Here is a 24066-nt window from a genome sequence, read left to right on the forward strand (position 1 = left end):
GGGTTCCTTTACAGCGGTGCGCTGAGTTCTGTAGTGAGCGCATCGAGGAACGCCTGGATGGTGTCCTCGTTGCGTTTGAAAAAGTGCCACTGCCCGGCCTTCTGGCTGCTGATCAAACCCGCGCGTTGCAAGGTCGCCAGGTGGGCCGACACGGTCGACTGGGACAAGCCGCAGCGTTGGTCGATCTGCCCGGCGCAAATGCCGTATTCGTGGTTGTGCAGTTGCTCGGGGAATTGCACTTTCGGGTCTTTCAGCCAGTTGAGGATGTCTCGCCGTACTGGGTGCGCCAGGGCTTTTATTATTTCGTCGAGGTCGATGGACATGGCAGGTGCTCGGTGTCTTGAAGCGTTATATCGCGATGAGGCGAACCTTAAATCGTTATATCCCGATATACCAATATGATTTTGCTCTGAGGACAGGCCAAATCGGTATATCGGGTTATAACGATACGTTGGCGGCAGTGCTAAACTGCGCGCCATGAATTATCTCGCACATCTGCACCTGGGCGGCCAACTTCCTGCGCAACTGCTGGGCAGCCTCTATGGCGACTTCGTCAAAGGCCGCCTGCAAGGCCAGTTCAGCCCGTCAATCGAGGCGGCGATCCAGCTGCATCGTTCCATCGACCGCTTTACCGACAGTCATCCGTTGGTGGGGCAGGCGTTGTCGCGCTTCAGCCTGACCCGCCGGCGTTATGCCGGGATCGTCCTCGATGTGTTTTTCGACCACTGCCTGGCGCGGGATTGGGCGCTGTATGCCGACCAGCCGCTGGAGCGCTTCACCTCGCAGGTGTACCGCGTGCTGGCGGCCGAGCCACAACTGCCGGGGCGGCTGGCGCAGATTGCGCCGTATATGGCGGCCGATGACTGGTTGGGTTCGTATCGTGAGTTTGCAGTGATGGAGCAGGTGCTGCGGGGGATTTCGCGGCGGTTGACGCAGCCGCAGGAGCTGGGATTTGCGATGCAGGAGTTGGGTGAGTTGTATGAGCCGTTGAGCCAGGATTTCCGTCTGTTCTATCCCGAACTGCAAGCCTTTGCACAAAACCACCTGATTAATGAGGTCTAAATGTGGGAGCGGGCTTGCTCGCGAAAGCGGTCTGTCAGTTACCGATGTGCTGACTGATCCACCGCTTTCGCGAGCAAGCCCGCTCCCACATTTTTTTGACCGCGCCCGCTTTAAGCGGCGAATGCAGGCCGAGCATCCACTTGTTCCGCCTCCGGCACCGGCCCGAACAACGCCTTCTGCACCGCCTGCTGCGCCTGATACGCCAGCGCCGCACGCTCCTGCCCGGCGCACGCAATCGGCTTGAGCAGATGAATTTCTACATCGCCCTGATCATTGGCAAACAAGCGCATCAGGTGCGAGAGCAAATCATCATCGCCAATAAACGGCGCCAATGCGTCCACCTGACCCTCGCGCAGATAGCGGATCGCGACAGGTTGTAGCGCCACATCCGCATCAATCGCACTGGCCAGCAAGCGCCCGTGAAAGGTGCGCAGGCTGCGCCCGTCGGTGGTGGTGCCTTCGGGGAACATCAGCAGCGGGTGCTGTTGCTCCAGATGGCGGGTCATCTGCTTGCGAATCAACTGGCTGTCGCCCGAACCACGGCGAATGAACAAGCTGCCGGCCTTCGCCGCCAACCAACCGGCCACCGGCCAGGTGCGCACTTCGGCCTTGGACAGGAACGACATCGGCGCCACGGCGCCCAGCAATGGAATGTCGGTCCACGACACGTGATTGCTCACCCACAGCATCGGCTGGGTCGGCAGCTCACCGTGTACCGTGACGCGAAAGGGCAGGGCGTTGCTCAGCCGCGCCATGAAAAACCGCGACCAACGCTGGCGCCGCGGCATCGAATTGGCGATACCCAAACGCTCGAACAGGCCAAACACACTGGCCATGCTCAAGCCCAGCGCCACCACCACCAGCACGCGGGCAATGCGCCCGTATACCCGCAGGCGGCTCATCACATGGCCGCCTTGAAGTGGCGGGCGTAGCGCGGGCACAAGTTATCGCGCTTGAGCAGGATGAACACGTCGGCCACCTGGAAATCCTCGTCCCAGCACGGCTCGCCGCAGATCTTCGCACCCAGGCGCATGTAGGCCTTGAGCAGCGGCGGCATCTCCGCGATGACGTTGGACGGTAGGTCCAGCGCCGGCAGTGGTTTTTTCGGTTCGGCACGCAGGTGTTCGTTGCACAGGTAGCGTTCGCGCAGGCGCTGCATGATCGCGTGGGCCTGGATGCCACCGTCGTGCATCGGGATGCTCGCGCAGCCCATCAGGTAGCTGTAGCCGCCCTGGTTCAGCACTTCGGCCAACTCGCCCCACAATACGGCGATGGTGCCGCCGTTGCGGTAGGCCGGGTCGACGCAGGTGCGGCCGATTTCCAGGATCGGGCCTTGCAGGTGGAGCAAGCCATGCAAGCTGAATTCTTCTTCGCTGTAGAACCGACCCAAGGTGCTGGCGGCCGCGTGGTCGAGCAAGCGGGTGGTGGCCACCAAACGACCGCTGTTCAAGTCCCGCACGCCGATGTGGCTGCAGTGAACATCATAGTCATCCATGTCCAGACCCAGTTCCGCGCCTTTCAGCTTGGCGTTGAATTCGCCGCTGAACACGTTGAACCGCAAGGCCTGGGCTTCCTGCAATGCCTGCGCGCCAACCAGGCGTTCGGCTTGCAGACGGCGTTCATTGCCGGTGTCGCTGATGCGGGCGATCTGAGTCATGGCGAGTCTCCGAGTGCCGGCCACGATTTCGGCCGGTCGACTTTGTTGTCCAAACTCAGGCTATGGAGGCCCGGTGTCATCTCCATGAAGTTATGGTGACGCTTGGATGACAGGCTGCCCTGTCGCAAATCTGTCATTGCCCTGCGCTAGCCTCGCGGGCTTGAATGCCCCCCTTGAGTCCGCGTCCATGGTCAGAGGCCTGTTGTGTGTTGCCCTGCTGTCAGTCACCGTTACCGCCCACGCCGAAACCTGGCCTGCCAAGGAGTGGGCCAGGGGCTCGCAAATCGAAGGCCCCGCGCTTGATGCCTTGAACGCCTACGCATTTCCCCCGCGCGACGATGCCACCCGCCAAGGCATTCGCACCGATGCGCTGCTGGTGGTCCGTGATGGCGTGGTCATCTACGAACGCTACGCCGCGCCGACCACGGCCAGCACTGCGCACCTCACTTGGTCTGTCAGTAAAAGCCTGATGGCGACGGTGTTGGGCGTGGCCTACGGTGAAAACCGCTTCAAACTGACCGACCCGGCTGCGCGGTTTTATCCGCCGATGAAGCAGCACCCCACGGTGACGATGGCCGACCTGTTGCACTGGGCCTCGGGTCTGGACTGGCAGGAGGACTACGAATACGCCCCGCTGAAATCCTCGGTGGTGGCGATGCTCTACACCCGTGGACATCGCGATATGGCTGAGTTCGCCGCCGACACCGACGCCGCCCACGCGCCGGGCCAGGTGTTCCGTTATTCCAGCGGCGACAGCAACATCCTGTCCGCCGCCCTCAAGGGCATGCTTGGCCACAAGGCTTACATGAGTTACCCGTGGGATGCGCTGTTCAAGCCGTTGGGCATTCACAACGCGACCTGGGAAACCGATGCCGATGAAACCTATGTCGCCTCGTCCTACGCCTACCTCACTGCCCGCGACCTCGCGCGCGTCGGCCTGTTGATGGCGCGGGACGGTCGCTGGGGCGAGCAGCAGTTGCTGCCCAAGGAATGGATTGCCTTCAATCGCCAGGCGTTTGCCCACTACCAGGCCGGCCAGGATGAAGCCGTGCCGGGCGGGCACTGGTGGCTCAATCAAGGCGCCCAAAGGCCGTGGCCGGATGCGCCCGCCGATACCTTCGCCGCCCTGGGCCATTGGGGACAGGCGTTGTATGTGATGCCCGACGAACACTTGGTGATCGTGCGCTACGGCGATGATCGCGACGGCAGTTACCGCCACAACGAACTGCTCAAGCGCGTGCTCGCGGCGGTGCAGCCATGATCCGTGGTCGGCCGTTTACAAGCCTGCTGATCGTGCTGTTGCTCGCCCTGTTGGGCTGGGCCTGGCACGAGCGCGTCAACCTGCAAGCCTTTCCCGACATCATCGCGGCGTATACCGCCAAGGAATATTGTTCGTGCCGTTATGTGGCGAACAACCCCGCCGAGTATTGCCGTGGTTACGTGAAGCAATACGTGCCCACCAGTGCGTTCAGCGATAACCCCGAGCGCAGCGAAGTTACCGCCAGCGGGATGGGGCGTACCCACACGGCGCGCTGGCTTGGCGACCGCCAGGGCTGCCGCCTCAATCCCTGATACGCCTCATATCCCTTGTGGGAGCGGGCTTGCTCGCGAAAGCGTCATGTCAGCCACTGAATAGTTGACTGACCCACCGCTTTCGCGAGCAAGCCCGCTCCCACACAAGCGCCACTCCACTCAAACCCGTGCCCAGATTGGATTTGCGCCGCTTGGGACATTGCGCTTAAGGTTCGTGCAGGTTTTTCTCCCTACGAGTCTTTAATGCTGATCAAACCCCTGGCCTTCGCTCTGTTGGCCGCCGCTGCCGTGCCTGCCCATGCCGACTGGTATCTGGATAACGAATCCTCACGCCTGTCCTTCGTCACCAGCAAAAACACTGACATCGCCGAAGTGCAGCGCTTTCTGGTGTTGCATGGCAAAGTCGACGGCAACGGCGCGGCGCAGGTCGAAGTGGAGCTGGAGTCGATCAACAGCGGCATTCCGTTGCGCGATGAGCGTATGCGCAATGACCTGTTCGAAATCAAGACCTTTCCCGACGCGCTGATCAACGCGCAGATCAACCTGCAACCCATCAATGACCTGGCCCCCGGCGCGCAATTGGAACTGCGCTTGCCGCTGCGCGTCACCTTGCACGGCAAGACCCAGACCTACAACGCCGAACTGCTTGCCACGCGCCTGGATGACCGGCGCTTCCAGGTCGTGACCCTGGAGCCGGTGGTGATGCATGCCGAGGACTTCGATTTGATGCCCGGCGTGGCAGCGTTGCGCAAGGCGGCCGGTTTGGCGTCGATCAGCTTGTCGGTGCCGGTGGGTGCGGTGCTGATCTTTACGGCGCGCTGACCGTGGGCGGCGCAGTGTTCCCGTGGCGCAGCGCCAACCGCTTCGAGTTGTTGATCGACGGGCCGAATTTCTTCCCGCAGATGCTGGTGGAGATTGCCCGTGCCGAGCGGCAGGTTGAACTGGAGTTGTACCTGGTGGAAGCCGGCGCCTGTGCCGAGGCCATGGTGCAGGCGTTGGTGCTTGCCGCTGAACGGGGTGTGCGGGTGCGCTGCCTGTTTGATGACTACGGCAGCCTGGCGTTTACCCTCGGGCTGCGCAAACGCCTGACCGATGCCGGTGTGGAACTGCGTTTCTACAATCGCCTGAACTGGCGGCGCTGGATGCGCAACCTGTACCGCGACCACCGCAAACTGTTGCTGGTCGACCAGGGCTGCGCCTTCGTCGGCGGCACCGGTGTTACCGATGAATTCTGGAACCCGGGCCACGACACGGCCGACTGGCACGAAGTGATGGTGCAGATCAGCGGCCCGCTGGTGCAGGACTGGCAGGCGCTGTTCGACCGCCAATGGCACGCCAACGCCGCCCGCCGCGAATGGAAACCCGCGACCCGTTTCGGCTTGCCGCGCTTGCCCAGAATGCCCGCCACCGGGCCGGGGCTGGGACGTGTTGCATACGCCGACGCCCGCCAGCATCGGGATATTCTGCAATCGCTGATTCGCGCCTTGAACGGCGGCCAGCAACGTATCTGGCTGGCGACCCCGTACTTCCTGCCGACCTGGGGCGTGCGCCGCGCATTGCGCCGGGCGGCAGGGCGCGGGGTGGATGTGCGCTTGCTGCTGACCGGCCCGCGCACCGACCATCCGTCCGTGCGCTATGCCGGGCACCGGTATTACCCGCGCCTGCTGCGCTCGGGGGTGCAGATCTTTGAATACCAGCCATGCTTTTTGCACTTGAAGATGGTGCTGGTGGACGATTGGGTCAGTGTCGGCTCGTGCAACTTCGATCACTGGAACCTGCGCTTCAACCTCGATGCCAACCTGGAAGCGTTGGACCCAGAGTTGACGCAAGCGGTGGCGGGCAGTTTCGAGCGGGATTTTGCCCAGAGCCTGGCGGTCAGCCTGGAGGCATGGAAGTCGCGGCCGTTGTGGCGGCGAGTGAAGCAGCGGGTGTGGGGGTGGATTGATCGGTTGGTGGTCAACGTGCTCAACCGACGCGGTTAACCAGACCGCCGCCCCCACATTTTTTGACTGCGTACGCTTTTAGAGCAGTTCGAACGTCTGCTGCTGCACATCCTGGGAGTCCAACCCGATCTGCACATTGAACTCACCCGGTTCCGCCGCGAACTTGAGCTGGGTGTTGTAGAACTTCAAGTCGTCCTCGGTGATGCTGAAGTGCAGCGTGCGTTCTTCGCCAGCCTTGAGCAGCACCTTCTGGAAGTTCTTCAGCTCCTTGATCGGGCGGATCATCGAACCGGCCACGTCCTGGATATACAGCTGCACCACGGTTTCGCCGTCGACCTTGCCGGTGTTCTTCACGGTGACGCTGGCGTCGAGCTTGCCGGTCTTGTTCAAGGTGGTGGACGACAATGCCATGTCCGACAGGCTGAACGTGGTGTAGCTCAGGCCATACCCAAACGGGAACAAGGGCCCGGTGGTGTCATCGAAGTACTGCGAGGTGTAGTTGCCTGGCTTGCCCGGCGTGAACGGCCGGCCGATGGTCAGGTGGTTGTAGTAGGTCGGAATCTGCCCCACCGAACGTGGGAACGTAATCGGCAGCTTGCCCGATGGGTTGTAGTCACCAAACAGCACGTCGGCGATGGCGTTGCCACCCTCGGTGCCGGCGAACCAGGTTTCCAGGATCGCGTCGGCCTGCTGGTTCTCTTCGAGAATCGACAACGGGCGGCCGTTCATCAGCACCAGTACCAGCGGCTTGCCGGTGGCTTTCAGCGCCTTGATCAGGTCGCGCTGGCTCTGCGGGATGTTCAGGTCGGTGCGGCTGGAGGATTCGTGGGACATGCCACGGGACTCACCCACCGCTGCCACGATCACATCGGCACTCTTGGCGGCTTTCACCGCTTCGTCGATCAACACTTGCGGTGCGCGTTTGTCGTCCACCACTTCCGGGGCATCGAAGTTGAGGAAGTTGAGGTAGTCGACCACGGCCTTGTCGTTGGTGATGTTGGCGCCGCGGGCATAGATCACTTTGCCTTTTTCGCCGATCACCGCGTTCAGACCGTCCAGCAGGGTCACCGATTGCGCCGGGCGCCCGGCGGCGGCCCAACTGCCCATCATGTCGATCGGTGCCTTGGCCAGCGGGCCGACCAGGGCGATGGTCGCGGATTTTTTCAGTGGCAGGGTGTTGTTCTGGTTTTTCAGCAAGACCAGGCTGCGCCGGGCAATATCACGCGCCTCGGCGCGGTGCAGGCGGCTGTCGGCATAGGTGTCGGCCGGGTCATCCTCGGCCTTGCCGATGCGCAGGTACGGGTCCTTGAACAGGCCCATGTCGTACTTGGCGCCGAGTACTTCGCGCACGGCGTTGTCGATGTCGCTCTGTTCTATCTCGCCGGACTTGAGCAGCCCTGGCAATTCCTTGCCGTACAGCGAGTCGTTCATGCTCATGTCGATACCGGCCTTGATTGCCAGCTTGGCGGCTTCACGCCCGTCCTTGGCCACGCCGTGCTTGATCAGTTCGAAGATCGCGCCGTGGTCGCTCACGGCCAGGCCCTTGAAGCCCCAGTCCTTGCGCAGCAGGTCGTTCATCAGCCAGGTGTTGGCGGTGGCGGGCACGCCGTTGATCGAGTTCAGCGCCACCATCACACCGCCGGAACCGGCCTTGATCGCCGCGTGGTACGGCGGCAGGTAGTCCTGGTACATCTTGACCGGGCTCATGTCGACCACGTTGTAGTCGCGCCCGCCTTCCACCGCGCCGTACAGGGCGAAGTGCTTGACGCTGGCCATGAGGCTGTCGGCATTCGCGGGGCTGGTGCCCTGGAACGCCTTGACCATCACTTCGGCAATCCGCGAAACCAGGTAGGTGTCTTCGCCGAAACCTTCGGAGGTACGGCCCCAGCGCGGGTCGCGGGAGATGTCGACCATCGGCGCAAAGGTAATGTCGAGGCTGTCGGCGGCGGCTTCCTGGGCGGCGATGCGCCCGGAGCGGTGGATCGCGTCCATGTCCCAGCTGGAGGCCAGTGCCAGGCTGATCGGGAAGATAGTGCGGTGGCCGTGGATCACGTCATAGGCGAAGAACATCGGGATCTTCAGGCGGCTGCGCATCGCCGCGTCCTGCATCGGACGGTTTTCCGGGCGGGTGATCGAGTTGAAGGTGCCACCGATGCGACCGGCGGCGATTTCCTTGCGGATCAGCTCGCGGGGCATTTCGGGGCCGATGCTGATCAGGCGCAATTGGCCGATCTTCTCATCGAGGGTCATCTGCTTGAGCAGGTCGCTGACGAAGGCGTCCTTGTCCTTAAGCGCAGCAGGCTTTGTTTCTGCCCATACGGGGTGACTGGCCAGAGTGGCAACAAGGCCGAGCAAACACAGCTTTTTCATGAATATCCTTTTTCGGCTCACTGCACAGCGAAAATGCGCTGTTCTGCCAAAATGTGGGGAGCGTACGTTGTTGTTCGAGTGTTATACCGACAAATGCCGCACACTTCGGAACTCTTGTTTGCGGTGGGCATCTTTTTAGCTGATTGATTCGATGCAATCCAGTCGTGGTAGCGGATTATGCCTCACGGTTGCCAAATTCCATCAAAGTTCGCCAGGAGAAACACCATGCAAGCAGCACAGGGTTACCGCTGGGGCTTGAAAGCCGCGGCATTGTTATTGATCAGCAGCGTGCTCAGCGGTTGCGGCATCAACAATATTCCGACACTGGACGAACAGGCCAAAGCCGCCTGGGGCCAGGTGCAGAACCAGTACCAACGGCGTGCCGACCTGATCCCCAACCTGGTGGAAGTGGTCAAGGGCTACGCCGCCCATGAGCAGGACACCCTTACCGCGGTGATCGAAGCACGGGCCAAGGCCACCTCGATCCAGGTGGATGCCAGCACCCTCGACAACCCGGAAAAACTCAAGCAGTTCCAGCAAGCCCAGGACGGTTTGAGCGGCGCCCTCAGCCGCCTGATGGTGGTGTCCGAGCGCTATCCGGACCTCAAGGCCAACCAGAACTTCCTGGCCCTGCAATCCCAGCTTGAAGGCACCGAAAACCGCATCGCCGTGGCGCGCCGCGACTTTATCCAGGCGGTGCAGGCCTACAACACCGAGATCCGCACCTTCCCGGGCCGGCTGTGGCACAGCGTGATGTACAGCGACTTGCCGATCCGCGCCTCGTTTGAAGCCACCAGCGCCGACGCCGATAAAGCGCCGCAAGTGAAGTTCAAGTAAAGCTGCACTGAGGTGTCGATGCGTTTACTAAGGATAGGCCTGGCGCTGTGGCTGTTGGCTTGCGTGGGCGTGGCCCAGGCGGCGCTGACATTCCCGGCGCTGACCGGGCGGGTGGTCGATAACGCCCAGATGCTCGACGCGCCCACGCGCGAGCGGCTGACCCAGCAATTGCAGGCGCTGGAGCAGACCTCGGGCGACCAGATCGTGGTGGTCACCGTGCCCGACCTGCAAGGCGTGCCCATTGAAGACTTCGGTTACCAATTGGGCCGCCACTGGGGCATCGGCCAGAAGGGCAAGGACAACGGCGCACTGCTGATCGTCGCCCGCGATGAGCGCAAATTGCGCATCGAAGTCGGCTACGGCCTGGAAGGTGTGCTCACCGATGCGCAAGCGTGGGTGATCATCAACCAGGTGATCGCACCGAAGTTCAAGGCTGGTAACTTCAGCCAGGGCATCAGCGACGGCGTGGCGGCGCTGCTGCAGGTGGTGGGCGGCGAACCGCTGGCCGTGCCGGCGCATGTGGCGGATGCCAACTTTGCCAAGGATAATCCCGGGTTTTCCATTGGCTTGTTTATCCTGCTGATCGGCGTGTTGTGGTTGTGCAATCGCCTGGGCCTGCCGGTGGGCGCGATCCTGCTGGCGATTCTCAGCAGCAGCGGCCGTGGTGGTGGCGGCGGTGGCGGCGGCGGTTTCCGTGGCGGCGGTGGTGGTTTCGGCGGCGGTGGGGCTTCGGGCGGCTGGTGATGATAATAATGAGAGAGCAACGATAACCATGGCATTACTGACTGAACACGAGCAGCGCCAAGTCGCCGAAGCCATCGCCCGGGTGGAGAAAACCACCGACGCGGAGCTGGTGACGGTACTGGCGGCCCGCGCCGACGATTACGCCTACATCCCGCTGTTGTGGGCCAGTCTGATCGCGCTGGTGGTGCCCGGCGTGGTGCATTACCTGTCGGGCTACATGACCATGTACACCTTGCTGCTGGCGCAGTGGGCGACATTCATCGTGTTGTGCCTGGTGTTCCGCTTGCCCAAGGTCACCACGCGCTTGATCCCGCGTTCGGTGCGCCATTGGCGCGCATCCAACCTGGCCCGCCGACAGTTCCTGGAGCAGAACCTGCACCACACCCTGGGTAGCACCGGCGTGCTGATTTTTGTCAGCGAGGCGGAGCGGTATGTGGAGATCCTGGTGGATGACGGGATTTCCAAGCGCCTGGATGACAGCAGTTGGGATGCCATCGTGCAGGCGTTTACCCAACAGGTGAAGCAGGGGCAGACGCTGGCGGGGTTTATCGACTGCATCGAAGCGTGTGGCGAGTTGTTGAAGGTGCATGTGCCGGTGACGCAAACCCGCAATGAATTGCCCAATCGCCTGATCGTACTCAACTAAAAATGTGGGAGCGGGCTTGCTCGCGAATGCGGTGTGTCAGTCAACAGATTCATTGTCTGATCCACCGCATTCGCGAGCAAGCCCGCTCCCATATTGGGTGTTGTGTCGGCAATACAATTACCGTTAGTCAAATAACCCCGTGCCCTGAAGCCCCGTCCCCCCTAAAATGCCCGGCATTCCCAGCCCGAGGCGTTTTTGTTCATGTCTGTCACCGCTCAACCTGTCAGCGACCACCACGCCCAGTTCATCGAACTGCTCGGCACAAGCCTCGCGCAGAACGCCTTTATCAAGCTGGTGCTGGCCAAGTACGTCGGTGACGAAGCCGAGTTGCAGCGCCTGATCATCAAGGCGGTGACGGTCAAGGAGCAGGCGTGCCTGTCCTTCGTCTATCGCTATAAAACCCGCGACATCACCAAGAACTTCCCCGTGGCCGAGGGCGTGGCGACGATTGCCGCGCTGCTGCCGGCGCAGTTCAAGAACGCGCACTTATTGTCGTTGACCGACGAAGCCCAGCTGGAATACAGCAAGAAGAACAAAAGCTCGCTGTTCAAAAGCAAACCGCAGCAACTGCGCGAGGCGCCGAGCGCCGAGCACAACCGTGAGAAGAATCGCTTCCTCGACCTCAGCCGGCCATTCCTCGCTGACCTGGGCGTGACCGACGCCAAGCAGGCGCTGATCCCGTCGATGTCGCGCAAGTGGAAGCAGATCAACAAGTTCATCGAAGTGTTCAGCCATGCGCTGACCAGCTCACCGCTCAAACTGGACCGCCCGGTGCGCGTCGCCGATTTCGGCTCGGGCAAGGGTTACCTGACCTTCGCCATCCACGATTACCTGCGCAACACCCTCAAGGCCGAGGGCGAGGTGACGGGCGTCGAGTTGCGCGAAGACATGGTGACGTTGTGCAACAGCGCCGCCGCGCGCCTGGAACATCCGGGGCTGGTGTTCAAATGTGGCGATGTGCGCAGCGTGGCGCCGAGCGAACTGGACGTGATGATTGCCCTGCACGCCTGCGACATCGCCACCGACTATGCGATCCACACCGGTATCCGTTCCGGCGCGTCGATCATCATGTGCTCGCCGTGCTGCCACAAGCAGATCCGCCTGCAGATCCAGAGCCCGGCGCTGTTGAAGCCGATGCTGCAATACGGCTTGCACCTGGGGCAGCAGGCCGAGATGGTGACCGACAGCTTGCGTGCGTTGTTCCTCGAAGCGTGCGGATATGAAACCAAGGTGTTTGAATTCATCTCGTTGGATCACACCAACAAAAACAAGATGATTCTGGCGGTCAAGCGTGAGCAGCCGCTGGATAACGCGCAGTTGCTGGAAAAAATCCAGGAGCTGAAGGCGTTCTACCACATCACCGAACACTGCCTGGAAACCCTGCTGCGTGCGGATGGCTACCTGAACTGAACAGCTATCCCCTGTGGGAGTGGGCGTGTGTGGGAGCGGGCTTGCTCGCGAACGCGGTGGATCAGTTGAAAAATGTGTGACTGACACACCGCATTCGCGAGCAAGCCCGCTCCCACATTTAGACCGTGTCTGGCTTGAGAGCAGGCGCAGGCTGCACCGAAGTCTTGCGCCCCAGCATCACCGTCACAATCACCCCACAGGCAAACACCCAGGTAATCGGCTCAATGTGTTCGCCAAAGAACAATGCCGAAAACGCGATGGTGAAGAAGATCTGCAACAGCTGGATCTGGCTGACCCGCGCAATGCCGCCCATGGCCAACCCGGCGTACCAGGCGAAGAACCCCAGGAACTGCGAGAACAGCGACACATACCCAAACGCCCACCACGTACGTATCGACACCGCGCCTTGATGCTGCGCCGCCAAGTACCACACCGGGCCGATCAACAGCGGCGTCGACAGCACCAGCGCCCAGCAGATCACCTGCCAGCCGCCCATCTCCTTGGCCAGGCGGCCACCTTCGGCATACCCGAGGCCGCCCACGGCGATGGCGCCGAGCATCAGCAAGTCGCCCGCCTGGATACTGCCCGCGCCGGTGATCAAGGCATAACTCAACACCAGCCCACTGCCCAGCGCCGCGCAGGCCCAGAAGGCTTTTGACGGCCGCTCGTGGGACAGCCACGCCGCATACAGCGCCACACACAGCGGTTGCAGGCCGTTGACCAGCGCGCCGTGGGACGCCGGCAGGGTTTGCATGGCCCACGCCGACAGCACCGGAAAGCCCAGGATCACCCCGGCAATCACCAGGCACAGCCCGCGCACCTGGCGCCAGCTCGGCCACTGTTCACGGCGCCACAGCAACAAGGCTGCCGCCGGGATCGCCGCGAACAACGCACGGCCGAGGCCGTTGAGCAACGGGTGGATTTCCTGCACCACGATGCGGGTGAAGGGCAGGGTCAGGCTGAAGATGATGACGCCCAGCAGGCCAAGGGCCATACCGGTGTTTTCGCGCGAGCTCATGGAGTGGGACCGAAATCGATAGGGCTTCAAGGGAAGCCCATCTAGCCACAACCCCCGCCGATCAAGGGCCTACAGCTGGGTGCGGATTTATCCGTACAGTTGCATGCTGGAGGAGCCGGGTGTGTGTAGGGAGCTGGGTTTGCCCGCGATGCAGGCACCTCGGTATGCCTGTTGCACCGAGGTGATGCTATCGCAGGCAAGCCAGCTCCCACAAAAGCCAGCTCCCACTCGACCGGCTCGCTCGGTTAGAAGAACCGCGTAACGCTGATCTTCGCGTTACGCCCTTCGCTGTAGGCGCGGTCGCCGCTGAGTGCCGGGCGGTAGTTGTTGTTGAGCAGGTTATCGACGGTGAAGTTGACCTCGGTGCCTTTCAGGCCGGCTTGCTGCGGCTTCCAGTTGGCGAACAGGCCCATGCTGGCGTAGTCGTCGTTGGCGTATTGGTCGTAGAACGTGTCGCCCACGCTGCTGTTGAAGCCGCTGGAGTATTTGTCGCTGGGCAGGCGGTCGGTCTTGCGCACGAACTGCGCGGTCCAGCCGACCTGCGCGTTCCACGCCGGGATCTTGTTGCCCATCATCAGCACCCATTTGGCCGGTGGAATATCTCGCGCGTACACGTGGGTGCTGGTGGCCCACGGGTTGGTGTAGGGGTTGTCGCGTTTGCCGGTGGCCCAGGAGTAGGTCACCGAGCCGAACACGTAAGTCGAGTCGTAATAGGCTTCCAGCTCGAAGCCCTTGATGGTCATGCCACCGACGTTGCGGTAGTTGGTCTTGGCCGCCATGTCGGCGCTGGTGCAGACGCTGTCGATGGTGCCGGACACGCTGTTTTGCCGGTCGCAACCGATGCCCGTGGCCTTGAAGATTTCGTCTTCGATGCGGTTATGGAACAGCGTGGTGCGCAGTTGCAGGTTGTCGCCATGGCCGATGAGGTTGGAGAAGTTGGTGACGTTACCCGCCGTGATCGCCGTGATGCGCTCCGGCTTGAGGTTGAGGCTGGTGGACGTGCGGCTGCCGAGGCCTTGCACTTCGTATTGTTCGTCGATCACCGGGGCGCGCCAGGTTTTGTTCCAGCTGGCGAACATCGCCACATCCGGGGTGATGGCCCAGTAGGCGGCCAGGCGCGGCGACCAACCGGTGTAGGTTTTGTCGCTGTAGTCGTGGCCGATGCTGGGATCGGGGTTGCTGTAGTACGGCGCGTCGTTGGCTTCGCCACGGTTGCGCACATGGTCATAGCGCAGGGACGGGGTGATGGTCACGTCGCCGATCGTCACCGCGTCCTGCACGTAGAACGAATGGGTGTCGACTTTGCCGTGGGGCATGAAGTACGGCTGGAAATGCCCGTAGTTGTACTTGGCGGTGTTGTAGGTGGCGCCCGGCATCCAGCTTTCGGTTTCACGCTTGTGCTTGCGGATCTGCACCCCGGTGGTCAGCGCGTGTTCCAGCGGCCCGGTGATGAACAGGCTGGTGTTGCGCAACTCCAGGATCTTGTCGCCATAGGCCGTGTCCATCTTGCGCCCGCCGGTGGCCAGGCTGAACGAGGCGTCCTCGTTGCGCTCGTCGGTCTGGTCGGTGCGGGACACCGAGTAGCTGAGCTTCAAGTCGATCAGCGGGTTGTCCAGCGGCTGGTAGACGTACTTGCCGGAGTAGGTGGTGTCGACGGTGGTGCGGTTGGCCAGGAAGCGCTTTAGTGCGCCCTCGTAGCCATAGCGGTCGATGGCCGATTGCAGCGGCGGTGTGGGATAGCTTTTGGCCGAGAACGGCGTCCAGCGCTCGCTGCTCGCGCGCGAGTACGACAACCCCATGCTGTGTTCATCGGTGAAGTGCGCGTTGACCTTGAACAGCTTGCCGTCCACATCCTGGGCGCTGTTGGGCAGGCGCTTGGGGTTGATCGGGAACTTGTTGTCGGGATCGGGCGGGGTGCCGGCCAGTTTCATGTCGCCGCCGTCGCGCTGGGTCAGGTAGGCGAGCGCATCGAAGCGGCCGTCGTCGGTGCGGCCGTAGACGGCTGAGCTATAGACCTGCTCGTGGTCGTTGCTGGCGTAGCCGTACTTGAGCATGGCTCCGGCGTTGCGGCCGTCTTCCAGCAGGTCGGGGGCGTCTTTGGTTTCCATGATGATCGAGCCGCCAAAGCCGCCGTTGCCGGTGAAGGCCGAGTAGGGGCCTTTCTCCACTTCGACGCTCTTGATCAGCTCGGGCTCGATAAACACCGTGCCTTGCTGGTAGCGCTCAAAACCGCTCTTGGTCGCGCCATCCACCGACATCGGTACGTCTTCGGCCTCGCCGAAGCCACGGATGTTGATGGTCTGCCCGCCCGGCTTGGACGAGCCGCCCATGAACACGCCTGGCAGGGTCTGCAACAGCGATGGGATGTTGTTGGGCTGGTAGCGGTCGATGTCGGCCTGGCGCAGGGTTGAGCGGCCGACGGTGGTGGAGTCGACCTTATTGCCGGTGCCGATCACGCTCAGGGCATCCAGTTGCACCGCGCCGCTGTTGGTGGTCTTGGGGTCTTCGGGCTTGACCACGTAGGTGCTGCCGACCCTGATCAGGGTAAATTCACCGTTTTTGAGCAGGGTGCGAATGGCCACTTCCGGGGTGAAGTCGCCGTCGAGCGCTGGCGCCTGCACGTTCTTGAGCAGCGTTTCATCGAACAGCAGCTGGATTTTAGCCTGCTGCGCCACTTGGCTCAGAGACGTGGCCAGCGCCTGGGCGGGCAGTTGCAGCCTGAGCGAATCCGCCTGGGCGCTGAGGCTGAACGCCAGGCAACTGGCGATGAGGGTCGGTCGAAGAAACAGGTGCGAAGCGTGGCAAGGCGCGCGAAACATGAAATCCCCCGGTGCGGCTAACTAGCCAAAAGGTGTGCGTATCAAGTGCAGACCGGAGGAAGACGGGGCAGGTAAATAAATCCACACCTGCGAATGCAAAATATTCTCAAATAGGTGTTATTTGCTTGCTTCGATCCTGATGATGCCATCGGCTGAGGTCACGGTTTTTACCGGCAGCAGGGCCGGGAGGGCGCTGAGCAGGGCGTCCGGATCGTTTATGTCGAGGTTGCCCGAGACCTTCAGTTGCGCCACGGCATGGCTGACCTGCATCGGGGCTTGCGGGCGGTAAAGGCCCAGTTCGTCGATCAGGCTGGCCAGCTCGCGATTGCGAAATGCCAGGTGCCCGCTGCGCCAGTCGGCGACTTCTTCGCCGGTGAGGCTTTGCTGCTGCAGGGTGCCCTTGGCGTAGTTGAAGGTGGCGCGTTGTTGGGCTCCGAGCAGTGCGACGGGGCTTTTGGCATCGGGTGCGAAGGCGACCTGGCCATGGGCGACGCTGACCACCAGTTGCTGCTGGCTGCGGCGCACGTCAAAACCGGTGCCAACCACCCGTACATTCGCTGCGCCGGCTTGTACGAACAGTGGGCGTTCCTTGTCAGGCGCGACCTCTATGTACAACTGGCCCTTGTCCAGGTGAAGAATGCGCTGGTAGGCGCTGAAATCCACGCGCACGCGGGTGTTGGCGTTTACATACAAGGTGCTGCCATCGGGCAGGTTCAAGGTGCGCATGCCCTTGGCGTGGGCGGCAACCTGGGTGTGAAAAAGCTCGCGTGGCGTGTCGATCCTGTTGGCCAGCACGGCGCAGACCAACGCGGCGGCCACCGCCAGAGCCGGGCGCCACATCGGCGCTTTGCGCTTGGGCAGCGCCACGGGTTTGTTCAGTTGCTGCAATTGGGCCAGGTCGGCCCACAGTTGCTCGAACTCGGCATAGGCGCGGGCATGCGCAGGCTCGGCCTGCCAGGCGGCAAAGGCCTTGCGCTCGGTACGGTCGGGGTCGTTGCGGTTGCGGGTAAACCAACTGGCGGCTTGGGCGTCGATAGAGTCGATCTCTTCGATGTCCATTGCGTCTGTGTCGCTCAGGCGGTTCATTCTGGCTGCTCCGTGCCGGGTTCGTATTGAAGGCGTCGCTTGCAATGCAGCAGGGCGAAGGCGATGTGTTTTTCCACCATGCTGGTGGAAATCCCCATGCGTTCGGCGATCTGCGCCTGGCTCAGGCCTTCGAAGCGGTGCAGCATAAGGGCTTCTCGGCGGCGGGGCGAGAGCTCGGCGAGGACTTCTTTCAACTGTTCCAGGCGTTGCAAGCGCTGCACGGCGGCCATGGGCTCGTTGTGCTCGTCGGTGACCGGCTCGGCATCCCGTTCGGCCTGATCGCTGTGGACGGTATGGCGCACCTTCTGTTTGCGCCAGTGATCACGCAGCAGGTTGCGTGCCATCTGGAACAGAAACGCCCGCGGCTGCTCGACCTTGGCGCGGTCGCGGTAGTCCAGCCATTGGGTGAAGACGTCCTGGGTCATGTCCGCAGCGTCGCTGGCGTTGTCCGTGCGTTTGCGCAGGAAATACAGAATATCTGTATAGAATCCGCGAAAGGCATCGGCCGACAGCGGGTCGGGCTTGGGGCGAGACATGAATATCCTTCTTGACGAAGCGCGACGTAGGAAAGTCGCGAATGGTATCGAGAACCATTGCTATTTGTCTCTAAAAAAGTGGGAGAGGCCTTGCCCTCGATGACCCTGGTTCAGCCAACGCATGCAGTGGCTGACACTCCGGCATCGGGGCCACGCCCCTCCCACATTTTTCTCAGCGTTCGACGGGCACGGACAGCGCAGGATTGCCCAACGCATGGGTACGCGCGGCAAAGAACCTCAGTTCCACATCGGTTCCCTCGAACAGCTGCGAATACCGCCGCTTCTGCTGACGAATAAACCCATCACTGCGTCCCGACACCGAAATCGCCAAGGTGGTCAATCCCGCCTGGCGAATCGCATCCACCAAGTGTTTGTCCTGTGCCCCCAATTCGTGGCCGAAGATGCACAACGCCCCTTCATGGGTCAGCAATTGCTCATAGCAGAACGACAGGTAATCCGAACTGCGGATGGTCTTGAGCTTCTCTTCAACCTTGCCCTCGCTGACAAACAGTGGCACATCGTCGAGGGTCTTGATCGTGTTGTTGATCGCAAAACTGCTGAGCAAGGTGCTGTCGGTGGTCGGCAGCTTGCGTGCGGTGCCGTCGAGGTTGCGCACCAGGTGCAGACCGCCGTGCAGGTAGAGGATGCGCGTGGCGTCGGTGCGGGTGTTGCGCAGGTCGAAGCTGGCGTCGGCGCTGCGGAACAGGTCGTCAATGCCCGGCGCGTGCAGGATCGCCCAGTAGTTGAGCAAGTCGTAGTTGCTCGTGAATACCGTGGAGTAGCTTGCCAGTTCGCGGTTGATCGTCGCCAATGTCGACGGTTGCACCAGACGCCACGGGATATGCACGGCGTGGATGGTATTGATCAGCGCTTCCTTGATCGCGTAGTAGCGATTGCGCGGCGCCGCCGAGCTGACTGCCAGCGCCTTGTTGACCCGGCTGGTGGTTTTCAGGGCACCCAGGGCTTGCTCGAAACTGCGGGTTTGCAGGGCATCGAACACGCTGAGCTCGGATTGGCTCAGGGGCTTTTCTTCGACGGTGCGGGCGTTTTCGAACAGCGAGTCGTAGGCAAAGTCTTCCCAAATCGTACGGCTGGCGCCGTTGCCGATCAGAATCCCGCTGAAGTCGATCGCGCTGCGCAGGGCGCTCCAGTCTTCAAGGTGGGCGTCAATATCCTGGAAATCCTTCATTGCGGCGGGTCTACTCGAAATCGGCTGGGCGGTGACTTTATCACGAGCGGGCGTTGATCCTGATCAAGATGCGCTGCGCGCCACGGGTTGATTCTGTAGGCATAAAGCCTCTGAGGATTCGCCATGAGCAGCACCTTCTTTATTCCCGCCGTCAACATCATGGGCACTGATTGCCTCGACGAAGCCATGACTGCCATTCGCAACTACGGCTTTCGCAAGGCGCTGATCGTCACCGACGCCGGCTTGGCCAAGGCAGGCGTGGCCCACATGATCGCCGAGAAACTGGCGATGCAGGACATCGACTCGGTGATCTACGACGGCGCCAAACCCAACCCCAACGTGGAAAACGTCGAGAACGGCCTGGCGCTCTTGCAGGCGAGCGCCTGCGATTTTGTGGTGTCCCTGGGCGGCGGTTCGCCGCACGACTGCGCCAAGGGCATCGCCCTGTGCGCCACCAATGGCGGGCATATCGGCGACTACGAGGGGGTCGACCAATCGAGCAAGCCGCAACTGCCGCTGGTGGCCATCAACACCACCGCCGGCACCGCCAGCGAGATGACCCGTTTCTGCATCATTACCGACGAAACCCGCCACGTGAAAATGGCCATCGTCGACCGTAACGTCACGCCGCTGCTGTCGGTCAACGACCCGGCATTGATGGTCGGCATGCCCAAGGGCCTCACCGCCGCCACCGGCATGGACGCCTTGACCCACGCCATCGAAGCCTACGTGTCCACTGCCGCCACGCCGATCACTGATGCTTGCGCGATCAAGGCCATCGAACTGATCAGTGCCAACCTGCGCCTGGCCGTGCGCGACGGCAGCGACAAGGCCGCGCGGGAAAACATGGCGTATGCGCAGTTCCTCGCCGGCATGGCGTTCAACAACGCGTCGCTGGGCTTTGTACACGCCATGGCCCACCAACTGGGCGGCTTGTACGATTTGCCCCACGGCGTGTGCAACGCTGTCCTACTGCCCCATGTGCAGAGCTTCAACGCCAGCGTCAGCGCCAAACGCTTGTGCGACGTGGGCCGCGCCCTGGGCGCCGACGTCAAGGGCATCACCGTGGAAGAGGGCGCCCAGGCGGCCATCGCGGCGATTCGCAGTTTGTCCCAGGACGTCGACATCCCCGCTGGCCTGCGTGAACTGGGCGCCAAGTTGCAGGACATCCCGCTGCTCGCCACCAACGCCTTGAAGGATGCGTGCGGGCTGACCAACCCACGGCGCGCGGATCAAAGGCAGATAGAAGAGATCTTTCGCAGCGCTTTCTAGCGGGGCAGTGACGAGCCGCAAGCGTTAAGCTACAAGTGAAATCGCATTCAACTTGAAGCTTGAGCTTGCGGCTTGCCGCTGAGGTCCCCCTATGAGAGTTCTGTTATTCGGCGCCACCGGCATGGTCGGCCAAGGTGTTCTACGTGAATGCCTGCTGGCCGCTGACGTGCAGGAAGTGGTCGCGGTTGGCCGCACGCCCCTGACCCAGGAACATGGCAAGCTGCATCAGGTGTTGCACAGCGACATGCTGGATTTCCAACCCCTGGAAAACCTGCTGCAAGGTTTTGATGCGTGCTTCTTCTGCCTCGGCGTTTCGTCGGCGGGCATGAGTGAACCCCGGTACACCCACCTCACCTACGACCTGACGTTGGTCGCGGCCAGCACGTTGGCGCGGCTCAATCCGCAGATGACGTTTATCTATGTGTCCGGCGCCGGTACGGACAGTTCCGAGGCGGGTAAGTCGATGTGGGCGCGGGTCAAGGGCAAGACCGAGAATGCCTTGCTGCGCTTGCCGTTCAAGGCGGTGTATCTGTTCCGGCCAGGGGTGATCCAGCCGCTGCACGGGGTGCGGTCGAAGACGCCGTTGTACCAAGGGTTTTATGCCGTGCTCGGGCCGTTGCTGTCGCTTGTACGCCAGGTCAAGCCAAGTTGGGTTGTCAGCACCGAGACTGTTGGCCGGGCGATGTTGCAGGCGGCGAGCCAGGGCGCGCCACAACCGGTGGTGGAGCAGGCCGAGATCAATCGACTGGCCGGCGAGCGCCGCTGATGTTGCACAAGAGCCTGGTGCGCCGCCTGGATTTGATCACCTTGCAACTGTTTGTCGCGGTGTTTGAAGAGGGCACGCTGACCCGTGCCGCTTCGCGCGAAGCCATTGCGGTGTCGGCTGCCAGCAAGCGGCTGATGGAGTTGGAGCAGGTGCTGGGCGTCAGCCTGTTTGTGCGGCGGGCCAAGGGCATGGACCTGACGGCCGCCGGTGAAACCCTGTTGCACCATGCACGGCAGATGCTGTTCAACGTCGAGAAAATGGGCCTGGAACTCGGCGAACACAGCCATGGTGTGCGCGGCTATGTGCGGATGCTGGCCAATCTCTCGGCGATCATTGAGTTCCTTCCCGAAGACCTGCGGGATTTTTCCGCACTGCACCCTCAGGTCAAAACCGACCTGGAGGAGCGCCCCAGCAACGGCGTGGTCCAGGGTGTGCTGGATGGCGTGGCGGACCTGGGCATCTGCTCCAGCGACACCGACATCAAAGGCCTGCCCAGCGTGATTTATCGCCTCGACAAACTGGTGGTGCTGATGCCCGCGGATCACGCCTTGGCAGCCCGCGATAGCCTGGCCTTCGCCGAAACCCTGGACAGCGACTATGTCGGCCTGCACGCCGCCAGCTCGATCAATATGCGTACCCACGCCGCCGCACGGGAGGCGGGCAAGATGTTGCGCCTGCGTATTCATGTGCCGGGGTTTGATGCGATGTGCCGGATGGTCCAGGCGAACATGGGCATCGGCATTCTGCCGCGCAAGGCGTACGAATTGTTCGGCCGCGCCCTGGGTTTGCATGCTGTGCCGCTGACGGATGCCTGGTCGGATCGCAGCCTGATCCTGGTGGTACGTGATGAGGCGCAACTGTCGCCAGTGAGTCGTTTGCTCTTTGATTACCTGAGCAATACGTCTGAGTCCTACAGATAATTCTTCGATCGTTCGCCTTTCGCGAACGCTACTTGCCAACTGACGGTTGGATTTCTCCTGTATTGGCCCTCTAGTCTTGGCCCCATATTCCAAGAATAAGAGGTCCACACCATGACGGGTCCCCTGAGCGGTATCAAGGTGATCGAGATCGGCACGCTGATTGCCGCGCCGTTCGCCGCCCGGCTGATGGCCGAGTTTGGCGCCGAGGTGATCAAGATCGAAGCCATTGGCCAGGGCGATCCACTTCGCAAATGGCGAAAGCTGCATGAAGGTACGTCGCTGTGGTGGTACCTGCAATCGCGCAACAAGAAGTCCCTGGCGTTGGACCTCAAGTCCGGCGAAGGCCTGGACCTGATCAAGCAACTGCTCGGCGATGCCGACGTGCTGATCGAAAACCTGCGTCCCGGTGGCCTGGAAAAACTCGGCCTGGGCTGGGACGTGTTGCACGCCCTCAACCCCAAGCTGACCCTGGTGCGCATCTCTGGCTATGGCCAGACCGGCCCGTATCGCGACCGTCCTGGCTTCGGTGCCATTGGCGAGGCCATGGGCGGCATCCGCTACACCACCGGCAACCCGGACTCGCCTCCGGCGCGGGTCGGGGTGAGCCTGGGGGACTCCCTCGCGTCCCTGCACGGTGTGATCGGCGCGCTGATGTCGCTGTTGCGGGTCAAGACCGGGCAGGGCGATGGGCAGATCGTCGATGTGTCGCTGGCCGAAAGCGTGTTCAATCTGATGGAAAGCCTGGTGCCCGAATACGACATGCTCGGCCATGTGCGTGAACGCAGCGGCGGCGCCTTGCCCGGCATCGCGCCGTCCAACACCTACCTGACCGCCGATGGCGCCTACGTGGTGATTGCCGGCAACAGCGACCCGATCTACAAGCGCCTGATGAGCGCCATCGGTCGCGCCGACCTGGGCGAAGCGCCGGAGTTCGCCCATAACGATGGCCGCGCCGCCAAGAGCGGGCTGCTCGATGCGGCGATCACCCACTGGACCAGCAGCCTGCCCATCGACCAGGTACTCAGCGCGCTGGAAGCCGCCGAAGTGCCGGCCGGCCGCATCTATTCCGTGGCGGACATCGTCAGCGATCCGCACTATCAGGCGCGGGACATGTTGCTCAGCGCCGAGCTGCCCGGCGGCGTGTCGGTGAAGATGCCCGGCATCGTGCCCAAGCTCTCGCAAACGCCTGGCGGGGTGAACTGGTCGGGTCCGGCCCTGGGCCAACATACGGATGACATTCTTGGCAGCCTGGGTCTTACCGGCGCCGATATTCAACGCCTGAAAACGTCCGGAGTGGTGCAATGATTCACGACTATTCAGACCCGCTGATCGTGCAGGAAGTCTCCCCGCGGGACGGCCTGCAAATCGAGCCGACCTGGGTCGAGACCGCCGACAAGATCGCCCTGATCGACCAGCTTTCACTGGCCGGTTTTTCGCGGATCGAAGCCGGTTCGTTCGTGTCACCGAAGGCCATTCCCGCATTGCGCGATGGCGAGCAGGTGTTCCAGGGCATCCAGCGCAAGGCCGGTGTGATCTACGTGGCGTTGATCCCCAACCTCAAGGGCGCCCAACGCGCCATCGAGTCCCGCGCCGATGAGTTGAATCTGGTGATGTCTGCCAGCCAGACCCATAACCTGGCCAATATGCGCATGCGATGCGAGGCGTCGTTGGCGGCGTTCGGCGATATTGTCAGCTTTGCCGCCGACCATCCCGTGCGCCTCAACGCCAGTATCGCCACCACCTTTGGTTGCCCGTTCGAAGGAGCGATCGATGAGGATCGCGTGCTGCAGATTGTCGATGCTTATCGCGAGCTGGGCATTCAGGGCATCAGCCTTGCCGATACCACCGGAATGGCCAACCCGCGTCAGGTCGAGCGCCTGGTCAAGCGTGTGCTGGAGCGTGTGCCCGCCAATGACCTGACCCTGCATTTCCACAACACCCGCGGCCTGGGGTTGTGCAACGTGCTGGCGGCCTACGAGGCTGGGGCCCGGCGGTTTGACGCGGCCCTCGGCGGCCTTGGCGGCTGCCCGTTTGCGCCGGGGGCGTCGGGCAATATTTGCACCGAAGACCTGGTCAACCTGTGCGAAGAAGTGGGCATTCACACCGGGATCGACTTGCCGCACCTGCTGCACCTGTCCCGCCAATTGCCGGCCTTGCTGGGGCACGAACTGCCCGGCCAGGTGGCCAAGGCCGGGCGCAATTGCGACCTGCATCCACCACCGGCGTACATCGCCACGCTGTAACCCCGCACCAGACAA

Annotated in this window: 23 protein-coding genes; 14 read left to right on the forward strand and 9 right to left on the reverse strand. The window is 62.1% G+C overall.

The annotated features are described in order from the left end of the window. Window positions 1-8: 8 nt before the first annotated feature. Complete coding sequence (locus LIY36_RS07045; protein ID WP_192299266.1) at window positions 9-323, reverse strand: ArsR/SmtB family transcription factor; 315 nt, start codon at window positions 321-323, stop codon at window positions 9-11. 154 nt (window positions 324-477) lie between these two features. Here LIY36_RS07045 and LIY36_RS07050 point away from each other — a divergent pair, with 154 nt between their 5' ends. Beyond that, entirely contained in the window at window positions 478-1062 is a 585-nt protein-coding gene (locus LIY36_RS07050) for an acyl carrier protein phosphodiesterase (RefSeq protein WP_226455236.1), read from the forward strand. Window positions 1063-1172: 110 nt separating this feature from the next. Here the strand turns inward: LIY36_RS07050 and LIY36_RS07055 are convergent, their stop codons facing one another. Together LIY36_RS07055 and olsB are read right to left on the reverse strand one after the other, a co-directional pair. After that, window positions 1173-1964, reverse strand: coding sequence for a lysophospholipid acyltransferase family protein (locus LIY36_RS07055; protein ID WP_226455237.1), 792 nt, complete (start codon window positions 1962-1964; stop codon window positions 1173-1175). Continuing rightward, the gene (gene olsB / locus LIY36_RS07060; RefSeq protein ID WP_105525131.1) at window positions 1964-2719 is read right to left on the reverse strand and encodes an L-ornithine N(alpha)-acyltransferase; all 756 of its coding nucleotides are present in this window, start codon (window positions 2717-2719) and stop codon (window positions 1964-1966) included. The genes LIY36_RS07055 and olsB overlap by 1 nt, the downstream gene beginning before the upstream one ends. Before the next feature lie 187 nt (window positions 2720-2906). Between olsB and LIY36_RS07065 the strand changes: the two genes are divergently transcribed. The 4 genes from LIY36_RS07065 (at window position 2907) to LIY36_RS07080 (ending at window position 6234) form a co-directional block, all read left to right on the forward strand. Further along, a complete protein-coding gene (locus LIY36_RS07065) occupies window positions 2907-3980 on the forward strand; it encodes a serine hydrolase domain-containing protein (RefSeq protein ID WP_226455238.1) in 1074 nt (357 codons plus the stop codon). Continuing rightward, a complete protein-coding gene (locus tag LIY36_RS07070) occupies window positions 3977-4291 on the forward strand; it encodes an amidase (RefSeq protein ID WP_226455239.1) in 315 nt (104 codons plus the stop codon). The genes LIY36_RS07065 and LIY36_RS07070 overlap by 4 nt, the downstream gene beginning before the upstream one ends. Window positions 4292-4495: 204 nt before the next feature. After that, entirely contained in the window at window positions 4496-5074 is a 579-nt protein-coding gene (locus LIY36_RS07075; RefSeq protein ID WP_226455240.1) for a YceI family protein, read from the forward strand. Window positions 5075-5076: 2 nt separating this feature from the next. Then, window positions 5077-6234 (forward strand): phospholipase D-like domain-containing protein, encoded by a 1158-nt coding sequence (locus tag LIY36_RS07080; protein WP_226455241.1) that lies wholly within the window; start codon window positions 5077-5079, stop codon window positions 6232-6234. A 39-nt stretch (window positions 6235-6273) separates the two neighbouring features. Here the strand turns inward: LIY36_RS07080 and bglX are convergent, their stop codons facing one another. Then, entirely contained in the window at window positions 6274-8565 is a 2292-nt protein-coding gene (bglX, locus tag LIY36_RS07085) for a beta-glucosidase BglX (protein WP_226455242.1), read from the reverse strand. Window positions 8566-8790: 225 nt separating this feature from the next. Here bglX and LIY36_RS07090 point away from each other — a divergent pair, with 225 nt between their 5' ends. From LIY36_RS07090 to LIY36_RS07105, 4 genes are all read left to right on the forward strand, one after another. After that, complete coding sequence (locus LIY36_RS07090; protein WP_192299258.1) at window positions 8791-9402, forward strand: LemA family protein; 612 nt, start codon at window positions 8791-8793, stop codon at window positions 9400-9402. An 18-nt stretch (window positions 9403-9420) separates the two neighbouring features. Then, window positions 9421-10146, forward strand: coding sequence for a TPM domain-containing protein (locus LIY36_RS07095; protein WP_226455243.1), 726 nt, complete (start codon window positions 9421-9423; stop codon window positions 10144-10146). A gap of 28 nt (window positions 10147-10174) precedes the next feature. Beyond that, window positions 10175-10792, forward strand: a complete 618-nt coding sequence (locus LIY36_RS07100; protein WP_226455244.1) for a TPM domain-containing protein — start codon at window positions 10175-10177, stop codon at window positions 10790-10792. Window positions 10793-10993: 201 nt separating this feature from the next. Further along, window positions 10994-12202 (forward strand): class I SAM-dependent methyltransferase, encoded by a 1209-nt coding sequence (locus LIY36_RS07105; protein ID WP_226455245.1) that lies wholly within the window; start codon window positions 10994-10996, stop codon window positions 12200-12202. A 118-nt stretch (window positions 12203-12320) separates the two neighbouring features. On the opposite strand, the gene LIY36_RS07110 is transcribed toward LIY36_RS07105, so the two are convergent. From LIY36_RS07110 to LIY36_RS07130, 5 genes are all read right to left on the reverse strand, one after another. Next, a complete protein-coding gene (locus LIY36_RS07110; RefSeq protein WP_226455246.1) occupies window positions 12321-13220 on the reverse strand; it encodes a DMT family transporter in 900 nt (299 codons plus the stop codon). Window positions 13221-13465: 245 nt separating this feature from the next. Next, window positions 13466-16039, reverse strand: coding sequence for a TonB-dependent receptor (locus tag LIY36_RS07115; RefSeq protein ID WP_226455247.1), 2574 nt, complete (start codon window positions 16037-16039; stop codon window positions 13466-13468). A gap of 117 nt (window positions 16040-16156) precedes the next feature. Further along, window positions 16157-17125, reverse strand: coding sequence for a FecR family protein (locus LIY36_RS07120; RefSeq protein WP_226455248.1), 969 nt, complete (start codon window positions 17123-17125; stop codon window positions 16157-16159). Then, the gene (locus LIY36_RS07125; RefSeq protein WP_226455249.1) at window positions 17122-17661 is read right to left on the reverse strand and encodes an RNA polymerase sigma factor; all 540 of its coding nucleotides are present in this window, start codon (window positions 17659-17661) and stop codon (window positions 17122-17124) included. The genes LIY36_RS07120 and LIY36_RS07125 overlap by 4 nt, the downstream gene beginning before the upstream one ends. A 172-nt stretch (window positions 17662-17833) precedes the next feature. Further along, window positions 17834-18850: a DUF4917 family protein gene (locus tag LIY36_RS07130; RefSeq protein ID WP_192299250.1), complete on the reverse strand. Its 1017-nt coding sequence runs from the start codon at window positions 18848-18850 to the stop codon at window positions 17834-17836. A 123-nt stretch (window positions 18851-18973) separates the two neighbouring features. On the opposite strand from LIY36_RS07130, the gene yiaY reads away from it, so the two are divergent. The 5 genes from yiaY (at window position 18974) to LIY36_RS07155 (ending at window position 24051) form a co-directional block, all read left to right on the forward strand. Further along, window positions 18974-20122 carry an L-threonine dehydrogenase gene (yiaY, locus tag LIY36_RS07135; protein ID WP_192299249.1) on the forward strand — a complete coding sequence of 383 codons (1149 nt, stop codon included), beginning with the start codon at window positions 18974-18976 and terminating at the stop codon, window positions 20120-20122. Between the two features lie 91 nt (window positions 20123-20213). Then, the gene (locus LIY36_RS07140) at window positions 20214-20888 is read left to right on the forward strand and encodes an NAD(P)H-binding protein (protein WP_226455250.1); all 675 of its coding nucleotides are present in this window, start codon (window positions 20214-20216) and stop codon (window positions 20886-20888) included. Further along, window positions 20888-21808: a LysR family transcriptional regulator gene (locus LIY36_RS07145; RefSeq protein WP_226455251.1), complete on the forward strand. Its 921-nt coding sequence runs from the start codon at window positions 20888-20890 to the stop codon at window positions 21806-21808. Before LIY36_RS07140 ends, LIY36_RS07145 begins: the two co-directional genes overlap by 1 nt. Before the next feature lie 111 nt (window positions 21809-21919). Continuing rightward, window positions 21920-23113 carry a CaiB/BaiF CoA transferase family protein gene (locus LIY36_RS07150; RefSeq protein WP_226455252.1) on the forward strand — a complete coding sequence of 398 codons (1194 nt, stop codon included), beginning with the start codon at window positions 21920-21922 and terminating at the stop codon, window positions 23111-23113. Further along, on the forward strand, window positions 23110-24051 hold the full coding sequence (locus LIY36_RS07155) for a hydroxymethylglutaryl-CoA lyase (protein ID WP_226455253.1): 942 nt from the start codon (window positions 23110-23112) through the stop codon (window positions 24049-24051). The genes LIY36_RS07150 and LIY36_RS07155 overlap by 4 nt, the downstream gene beginning before the upstream one ends. The last annotated feature ends 15 nt before the right edge of the window (window positions 24052-24066 follow it).

This window comes from Pseudomonas sp. AF03-9 (genome assembly GCF_020515815.1).
GTDB lineage: Bacteria > Pseudomonadota > Gammaproteobacteria > Pseudomonadales > Pseudomonadaceae > Aquipseudomonas.

Bases quoted from the DNA above. Each gene is read 5' to 3' on its own strand.
- LIY36_RS07045 (WP_192299266.1), bottom strand. From the start codon at position 323: ATGTCCATCGACCTCGACGAAATAATAAAAGCCCTGGCGCACCCAGTA.
- LIY36_RS07050 (WP_226455236.1), top strand. From the start codon at position 478: ATGAATTATCTCGCACATCTGCACCTGGGCGGCCAACTTCCTGCGCAA.
- LIY36_RS07055 (WP_226455237.1), bottom strand. From the start codon at position 1,964: ATGAGCCGCCTGCGGGTATACGGGCGCATTGCCCGCGTGCTGGTGGTG.
- olsB (WP_105525131.1), bottom strand. From the start codon at position 2,719: ATGACTCAGATCGCCCGCATCAGCGACACCGGCAATGAACGCCGTCTG.
- LIY36_RS07065 (WP_226455238.1), top strand. From the start codon at position 2,907: ATGGTCAGAGGCCTGTTGTGTGTTGCCCTGCTGTCAGTCACCGTTACC.
- LIY36_RS07070 (WP_226455239.1), top strand. From the start codon at position 3,977: ATGATCCGTGGTCGGCCGTTTACAAGCCTGCTGATCGTGCTGTTGCTC.
- LIY36_RS07075 (WP_226455240.1), top strand. From the start codon at position 4,496: ATGCTGATCAAACCCCTGGCCTTCGCTCTGTTGGCCGCCGCTGCCGTG.
- bglX (WP_226455242.1), bottom strand. From the start codon at position 8,565: ATGAAAAAGCTGTGTTTGCTCGGCCTTGTTGCCACTCTGGCCAGTCAC.
- LIY36_RS07090 (WP_192299258.1), top strand. From the start codon at position 8,791: ATGCAAGCAGCACAGGGTTACCGCTGGGGCTTGAAAGCCGCGGCATTG.
- LIY36_RS07095 (WP_226455243.1), top strand. From the start codon at position 9,421: ATGCGTTTACTAAGGATAGGCCTGGCGCTGTGGCTGTTGGCTTGCGTG.
- LIY36_RS07100 (WP_226455244.1), top strand. From the start codon at position 10,175: ATGGCATTACTGACTGAACACGAGCAGCGCCAAGTCGCCGAAGCCATC.
- LIY36_RS07105 (WP_226455245.1), top strand. From the start codon at position 10,994: ATGTCTGTCACCGCTCAACCTGTCAGCGACCACCACGCCCAGTTCATC.
- LIY36_RS07110 (WP_226455246.1), bottom strand. From the start codon at position 13,220: ATGAGCTCGCGCGAAAACACCGGTATGGCCCTTGGCCTGCTGGGCGTC.
- LIY36_RS07115 (WP_226455247.1), bottom strand. From the start codon at position 16,039: ATGTTTCGCGCGCCTTGCCACGCTTCGCACCTGTTTCTTCGACCGACC.
- LIY36_RS07120 (WP_226455248.1), bottom strand. From the start codon at position 17,125: ATGAACCGCCTGAGCGACACAGACGCAATGGACATCGAAGAGATCGAC.
- LIY36_RS07125 (WP_226455249.1), bottom strand. From the start codon at position 17,661: ATGTCTCGCCCCAAGCCCGACCCGCTGTCGGCCGATGCCTTTCGCGGA.
- LIY36_RS07130 (WP_192299250.1), bottom strand. From the start codon at position 18,850: ATGAAGGATTTCCAGGATATTGACGCCCACCTTGAAGACTGGAGCGCC.
- yiaY (WP_192299249.1), top strand. From the start codon at position 18,974: ATGAGCAGCACCTTCTTTATTCCCGCCGTCAACATCATGGGCACTGAT.
- LIY36_RS07140 (WP_226455250.1), top strand. From the start codon at position 20,214: ATGAGAGTTCTGTTATTCGGCGCCACCGGCATGGTCGGCCAAGGTGTT.
- LIY36_RS07145 (WP_226455251.1), top strand. From the start codon at position 20,888: ATGTTGCACAAGAGCCTGGTGCGCCGCCTGGATTTGATCACCTTGCAA.
- LIY36_RS07150 (WP_226455252.1), top strand. From the start codon at position 21,920: ATGACGGGTCCCCTGAGCGGTATCAAGGTGATCGAGATCGGCACGCTG.
- LIY36_RS07155 (WP_226455253.1), top strand. From the start codon at position 23,110: ATGATTCACGACTATTCAGACCCGCTGATCGTGCAGGAAGTCTCCCCG.